The sequence below is a fragment of the Acrocarpospora macrocephala genome (genome assembly GCF_009687865.1).
GTDB classification, from domain to species: domain Bacteria; phylum Actinomycetota; class Actinomycetes; order Streptosporangiales; family Streptosporangiaceae; genus Acrocarpospora; species Acrocarpospora macrocephala.
Genome location: NZ_BLAE01000051.1, coordinates 82,527 through 88,526, shown reverse-complemented (window position 1 = coordinate 88,526; position 6,000 = coordinate 82,527). Strand labels below are relative to the sequence as shown.

The window sequence follows — 6,000 nt, the reverse complement described above, 5'->3', positions numbered from 1 at the left end:
CACACGCACGTCCCGTACGGGAAGTGCGGCACGACCTCGCCGGGATCGGCGCGCCAGGCCAGATACCGGCCCTCGGCACCGGGCTGCTTCCCGGGCTTGCGCTTACCGCCCATCTTCTGGCCTGCCCGTTTGTCCTTCGGCGGCGGCTTACCCGGCTGATCATCGCTGGAGGGCGGCATCCCCGAGTTCCCGCTGTTACGCGAGATCAGCCGCTCCAACCGCGCCAGGCGCTCAGCCAGCTCGGTGTTCATGGCCGCCAGCTCGGCGCTCTGTTCTTCCAGTTCCGCGACCCGCGACACCTGCTCGGCCAGCCGCGTGATCTGCCCCTGCTGAGCGCGCGCGAGCACGATCAGCTCATCGCGGGACATCTCCTCCAGGGCGGACACTCGATGATCCCACCAGATCCGCCCGCACTGATCAACTTCACAGACCGTCACATCAAACAGGATGGGAGGGCGCCGTCATCACACTACGTGCCAAGCCTGAATATTTACCCTTCACCGTCTTGTCGAGCATGATCGGGTCGGGCAGGATCTTCGCCAGGCTCGGGGCGTTGGCCTTGTTCCCGCGGCGGAACACGTCGAGCGGAATGGGCTCCGGTCCGAAGAAGGCACAGCACCGCAGCAGGTCCAGCGCGACCGCGAGCCGGTCCTCCAGCAGCGACACGGAAACCCGCCAGGCCGCCGTCATAGTCAGCGGATAATCCTTGGGTCGTTCGATGTCGAGCAGCCGGCTCGTCTCCTTCTCCAGCAGTTCGATGTACTGGTCGATCGACATCGTGCCACGCCGTTGCAGAGCGCCGACCTGTTCCAGGGCCAGCGGCAGGTCGCCGAGTTTGTCGGCCAGCTGGTCGGCCTCATCGCGGGTGATTCGGGAACCCAGCCTTTTCCGCAGGAATTCGATGCTCTCTTCACGGGTGAAAACATCCACCGCAAGGGAGCGGAACTGGTCGTCCCAGTTCGGATTGCGGGAGGTGATGATCACGTGGCCGGGACCGCGTGGAATGAAGCGTTCGATGCGCGAGTCCTCAGCGTTGTCGAAGATCAGCAACCAGTTGTTGTACGGCTCACCCTTCTGCAACGCCCTGCGCACGGATTCGGCCGCCTCCTCCACACCCACGATCGAGGCGGGCGCCAGTCCGAGATAGGGCGCCATTGCCGCCAGCGCCGAGGGCACCAGGTAGTACTGGTCCGCGGGGATCCACCAGACCAGGTCGTAGTGGGAGCCGTAGCGGTGGGCGTACTCGATCGCAAGGTGGGTCTTTCCGACGCCGCCGTACCCCTGGAGGGCCTGCGGCAGCGGGATGACGGCGGTCACCGAGCGGGTGCCCTCCCGGAGCTGGTGCAGCAGGCTTTCTCGACCGGTGAAGTTCCGGTTCCGATGCGGAACTCGCTCGAAGATCTCCGGTTGTTTGTTCGAAGGTGAATGAACCGCCAGTGAGGAGGACTCGGCCACCACAGACCTCCGGCTTCCGGAAGAGACGACTTGCTTCGCGCGCGACCCTGTTCAAAACTCATATAAACAGCAACATTCGTCAATGGCACCCGGCCCGCTAACGCGGCCAACCGTAATTCCCATTATGGGCTGCCACGGAAAGGCGAGGGCTTACATGATCGATACTGAGCGGCATTCTCCGGGGAACGAGCAGGCACTTCTGAACTCGATCGACGACCTGCCCTATGCGACCCTGCGTGGGCTGCTGGAATACTTCGTCGAACAGCCCACCACGACGAGTTCCGGGTTCACGAACTTCATCTGACCGACGACGGCGGGAGGGTCGTGAACCGATGACGCTGCGCACCCTCTCGCCCATCGAACCGAAGATCGCGGGAAAATTTCTTCGACCACTCCGGCATATCCGGCTCTACAGTCAGTACCGGATGTCGGGTCGAAGAGGTGGAGCCATGTATGGGCGAAATGGTCGAGGAGGATTGGGAGCGGCTCGTCTACCAGTTGAGGAGCGGCCACTGCACCCCTTTCGTCGGCGCCGGCGCCTCGCTGAGCGTGCTCCCGTCCGGTCGTGAGCTCAGTGAGAGGCTCGCGGAGAAATACGACTATCCCGGCCCCGATTCCACCGAGCTGCCCCGCGTGGCGCAGTACGCGGCGATGAAATACGGCGATCTCGATCACGTCAAATATCTCGTCCGGGACGAACTCATGAAAGACGACCGCGTCCCCGACTTCAAGGACGAGAACGAACCGCACGCGATGCTGGCCTCCTTCGACCTGCCCGTCTACCTGACCACCAACTACGACGACTTCATCGTCCAGGCGCTGGCGGCGCGCAGGAAGGCGGCCAGAGCAGCCGTGTGCCCGTGGAGCGAGACCATCACCCCGGACCCGCTGTTCGGGGACGCCGCAGGTTGGAACCCCGCTCCAGCGAGCCCATTGGTCTACCACCTGCACGGAGCGATGCGCGACCCGGCCACCTTCGTCCTGGCCGAGGACGATTACATGGTGTTCCTGCGGAATCTCGTGATCGAGCGCACCGCCGGTAACAGTCGCATGTTTCCTCCGTCGATCCTCGCCGCACTGACGACTCGCCCGTTGTTGTTCGTCGGTTACAGCCTCCAGGACTGGTCGTTCCGGGCGCTGTTCCAAGAGCTGGGCAGATCGATTCCGGGGATCAGCCGGCGCCGTCACGTGAGCATTCAGCTCGCCCCCACCCGCGGCACCTCCGGATGGACGGTCAGGGATCTGGAATTGCTTCTGTCCTGGTACTACCGCGAATGGCAGATCTCCGTGTTCTGGGGCGGCACCAAGGAGTTCTTCACGGAACTACGCAACCGGATGGGGGACACGCCGTGACCAGCCGGGATCGTCTCGAACCATACGTGGGCCTGCGGGCTTTTCGGCGGCAGGACAGCGGCAAGTTCTTCGGCCGCGAACGCGAGGCCTACGAGGTCTGCGACCTATGGCGCTCCAACCAGTTGACCGTTCTGTACGGTCCCTCAGGCGCCGGGAAGACATCACTCCTCAACGCGGGCATTCTGCCACTGCTCGACCCGTCCCAGAACGACGTCCTCCCCCTGGGGCGATTGTCCTACAGCTCGGTGTTCCCTTCGGCCGCGCTGCCCGAACATAACCCCCACGTGTTCGCGCTGTTGTCGTCGTGGTCTCCCGAAGACAGCCCGACCCGGCTGGCGGGCCTGACGCTGAGCCAGTTCTTCAGAAACCGCCCGTCCCGGCAGGATCCCTACGGAGACCCGGTGTTACGCCTGGCGGCGATCGACCAGGCCGAAGACCTGTTCCTCGGGAGCGGGCGGCACGCGCCCTACCGGGAGTGGTTCATCGACCAGTTGGTGGAGGTCCTCCGTCGGGATCTCGACCTGCGGGTGCTGATCTCGATCAGAGACGATCAGGTCAACATGATCCTCCGGAACGAACGCCTCAACGATATGTCCAAGGGACGCTTCGCGCTGGGCCCGCTCGAATCCGCGGCTGCCCATCGGGCCATCGTCGGTCCGCTGACCGGAACGGGCTACTCCTATGCTGATGAGGCAGCCCAGCGGCTGCTCCAGGACCTCAGCGGCGTCCGGGACGACGCACCCGAGTCGAAGGTGATCGAGCCGGTTCAGCTCCAGGTGGTCTGCGCCCGCCTGTGGTACTCGCTCCCGCCAGACGTCACCCACATCACGGTCGAGCACATCATCGAGTACGCCAACGTCCGCCGTTCGCTGGAGTCGTTCGTCGACGGAATGATCGCCGAGGCCGCCCGCGACCACCTCGACGGCGACGCGGTCGGACTGCGCGCCTGGCTCCGCTCGAACTTCGTGGCCGACTCCACCCGAACCTCGGTCCAGCGCGGCGACACCCACACGGCGGGCATGCCCAACGAGGTGATCGCCGCCCTGATCGACCGTCACATCCTGACACCGCGCGAGGGCCTCGCCGAAGGCGCGGTCCCCCAGTACGAGCTGTCGCAGGAGAGCCTGATCCATCTGATCCGGGAGGACGACGGTGCGCCCGGCGTCACGTTGTCCGAGCGGACCCCGGAAGAACACCTGCACTCCGCGCAGCACGCGCTCCGTGAGGGCGGCTTCGCCCGCGCTCGCCGCGAGGGCGAGAAGGCACTCGCGCTCTCCGTCTCCTCCCGGCTCCGGGCGGAGATCGAGTCGTTCCTCGGCAACGTCGCCTTCGCCGATGCTCGCTACGATGCCGCCATCGATCACTACCGCCGGGCGTCGGCGCTGTTCGAGCTCGACGGACAGACCGAAGCGGTCGGCCGCCTGCTAGCCGCCGTCGGAAGGTCCCACCGGGCCCGCGGCGAAAGCCGTCTGGCGATTCCAGAGCTTGCCTCGGCCGTACAGCGCGCCCCCGACGATGCCGGTATCCGCACCGAGCTGGCCTGGGCCCTGTGGTACTGCGGTCACTCGCAGGCGGCCCTCGACGTTCTCAACAACGTCCTCCACCACGACGGGAACTCCCTCCCCGCCCTCCGGGCACGGGCCGAGATCCTGCTCGACCTGGGCCGCCCAGAAGAAGCGCTGAGTGACTTCGGCCGCCTCCAGCCGATACGGGAGCCATGGGTGAGAGCCGCATACGCGCATGCCCTGGCCCTGGTAGGCGAGCCTGGCAAGGCGCGCCGGGAGATCGCCGCTCTCGACGCGGCCACCGACGGCCACGGTCCGGCGCTGCTTCATACCGCTCTCGTCGAGGAGCAAGCCAGCAATCTTCACGTGGCGGCCGAACTGGCCCGGCGTGCTCTGGGAGCGCAGGCGCCACCGCTGCCACCCCACCTTGCCAGGACGGCCGAACGGATCATCCGTGGCTCTTCCGGCTCCTGAGGCCGCCATCCAGACCACCAACGAGCCGGCGACCACCGCGAACCCGCAGGCCAGCATGTTGGCCGCCCAGTCGACGCCGTAGAGCGTCACGAGCAGCCCACCCATCGGAGCGGCGATGGTCACCGAGGTGTGCCCGAGCAGGCGCGAGACGCTGGCGACCCGGGCTCGCTTGCGCCTCCTCACGAAGACGCCCTCATAACTGCGCATGGCGATGTTGGTGGCGGTGCCCCATCCGGTCAGCAGCAGACCGGCAGCGAACGAGAGCGGGCTGGGGTGCCAGGCGATGGCCAGCATAGCGATGCCCGCCACGACGAGCTGCACGTAAAGCACCCAGTTCTCCGGCCGGATCGCCCTGGCCAGAATGGTGCCCAGCGTGCCTCCGATGCTGCCCCACATCAGATACAGGCCGATTTCCGTGGCCCCGAGGCGGGGCGCGTACCAGGCGATGAACACGATAATCATCGCGTTGATCATAAAGTTCGTCACCGAGGTGAGGGCGACAGCGACCATGAGGAAGTGGTGCCGGCGCAGCTCGCGCAGGCCTTCCCCGATGGACGCCAACAGCGGTTCGCGCCCGTTCCGGCGCGGAAACCGCCTTACCCGCGAGTTCGGCACCGTCAAGACCGACACGAAGATCAGCACCGGCGCGATCAGGAAGGGGGCCACGTGCTGCCATCCGTACAGGAATCCGGCGAGCGGCCGGGCGATGAGCGAACCCACCTGGGTGCTCCGCTCGCTGGAGGCGAGGAATACGGTGAGGCCGTCGCCCCGCACCATCGGGATCAGCGCTGCTTCGGCCAGGGAGTAGGCCGTCCACATGGTGCCCTCAACGAACGCGGCGATCAGGATGATCGAAAGGGGCAGAGAGCCCAAAACTAGGAGAAGGCCCACCAGAAGCAGTGTAAGGGCGCGAATGACCTCGACCAATTTCATAAGGCGAGAAGGGTCGATTCTATCTATTAGGGCCCCGAAATAGAGATAAAACAGAAAGCCGGGCAGAGCGAGCATGAAACTTGCCCAACCTACGGCCATGGGTGAGCCCGATTGATCGAGAGCCAGGAGGGGATATGTCAGAGCCAACGTTCGCGCCACGGCCGTTGTGCTGGTCAACCCCACCCAGAAACCCAACAGCGACTGCTGCCGATCCACCCGCGGACCACCCTTCCCGGTTTCGGCCCGCGGCCGGCCCCCTCCTCCATCGGGCCCAGCTCAT

General features: G+C 65.6%; 5 protein-coding genes and 1 pseudogene. 3 read left to right on the top strand and 3 right to left on the bottom strand.

What is annotated here, in order from left to right; translation table 11 throughout:
- Together Amac_RS37285 and fxsT are read right to left on the bottom strand one after the other, a co-directional pair.
- On the bottom strand, window positions 1–386 hold a 386-nt coding region (locus tag Amac_RS37285), incomplete at its 3' end, for a DUF6444 domain-containing protein (protein ID WP_246268964.1).
- Window positions 387–438: 52 nt separating this feature from the next.
- The gene (fxsT, locus tag Amac_RS37280) at window positions 439–1,455 is read right to left on the bottom strand and encodes an FxSxx-COOH system tetratricopeptide repeat protein (RefSeq protein ID WP_170322847.1); all 1,017 of its coding nucleotides are present in this window, start codon (window positions 1,453–1,455) and stop codon (window positions 439–441) included.
- A gap of 154 nt (window positions 1,456–1,609) precedes the next feature.
- Here fxsT and Amac_RS37275 point away from each other — a divergent pair, with 154 nt between their 5' ends.
- The 3 genes from Amac_RS37275 to Amac_RS37265 all read left to right on the top strand — a co-directional run bounded on the left by Amac_RS37275 (window position 1,610) and on the right by Amac_RS37265 (window position 4,787).
- Window positions 1,610–1,759, top strand: coding sequence for a hypothetical protein (locus Amac_RS37275; protein ID WP_155359122.1), 150 nt, complete (start codon window positions 1,610–1,612; stop codon window positions 1,757–1,759).
- 149 nt (window positions 1,760–1,908) lie between these two features.
- Window positions 1,909–2,808 (top strand): SIR2 family NAD-dependent protein deacylase, encoded by a 900-nt coding sequence (locus Amac_RS37270; protein WP_155359121.1) that lies wholly within the window; start codon window positions 1,909–1,911, stop codon window positions 2,806–2,808.
- Window positions 2,805–4,787, top strand: a complete 1,983-nt coding sequence (locus Amac_RS37265) for a tetratricopeptide repeat protein (protein ID WP_170322846.1) — start codon at window positions 2,805–2,807, stop codon at window positions 4,785–4,787. The genes Amac_RS37270 and Amac_RS37265 overlap by 4 nt, the downstream gene beginning before the upstream one ends.
- A gap of 417 nt (window positions 4,788–5,204) precedes the next feature.
- Here the strand turns inward: Amac_RS37265 and Amac_RS58155 are convergent.
- A pseudogene (locus tag Amac_RS58155) lies at window positions 5,205–5,879 on the bottom strand (MFS transporter); the annotation flags it as partial.
- Window positions 5,880–6,000: the final 121 nt, after the last annotated feature.

Excerpts from the sequence above, each read along its gene's own strand:
- Amac_RS37275 (WP_155359122.1), top strand. The coding sequence starts at position 1,610 with ATGATCGATACTGAGCGGCATTCTCCGGGGAACGAGCAGGCACTTCTG.
- Amac_RS37270 (WP_155359121.1), top strand. The coding sequence starts at position 1,909 with ATGGGCGAAATGGTCGAGGAGGATTGGGAGCGGCTCGTCTACCAGTTG.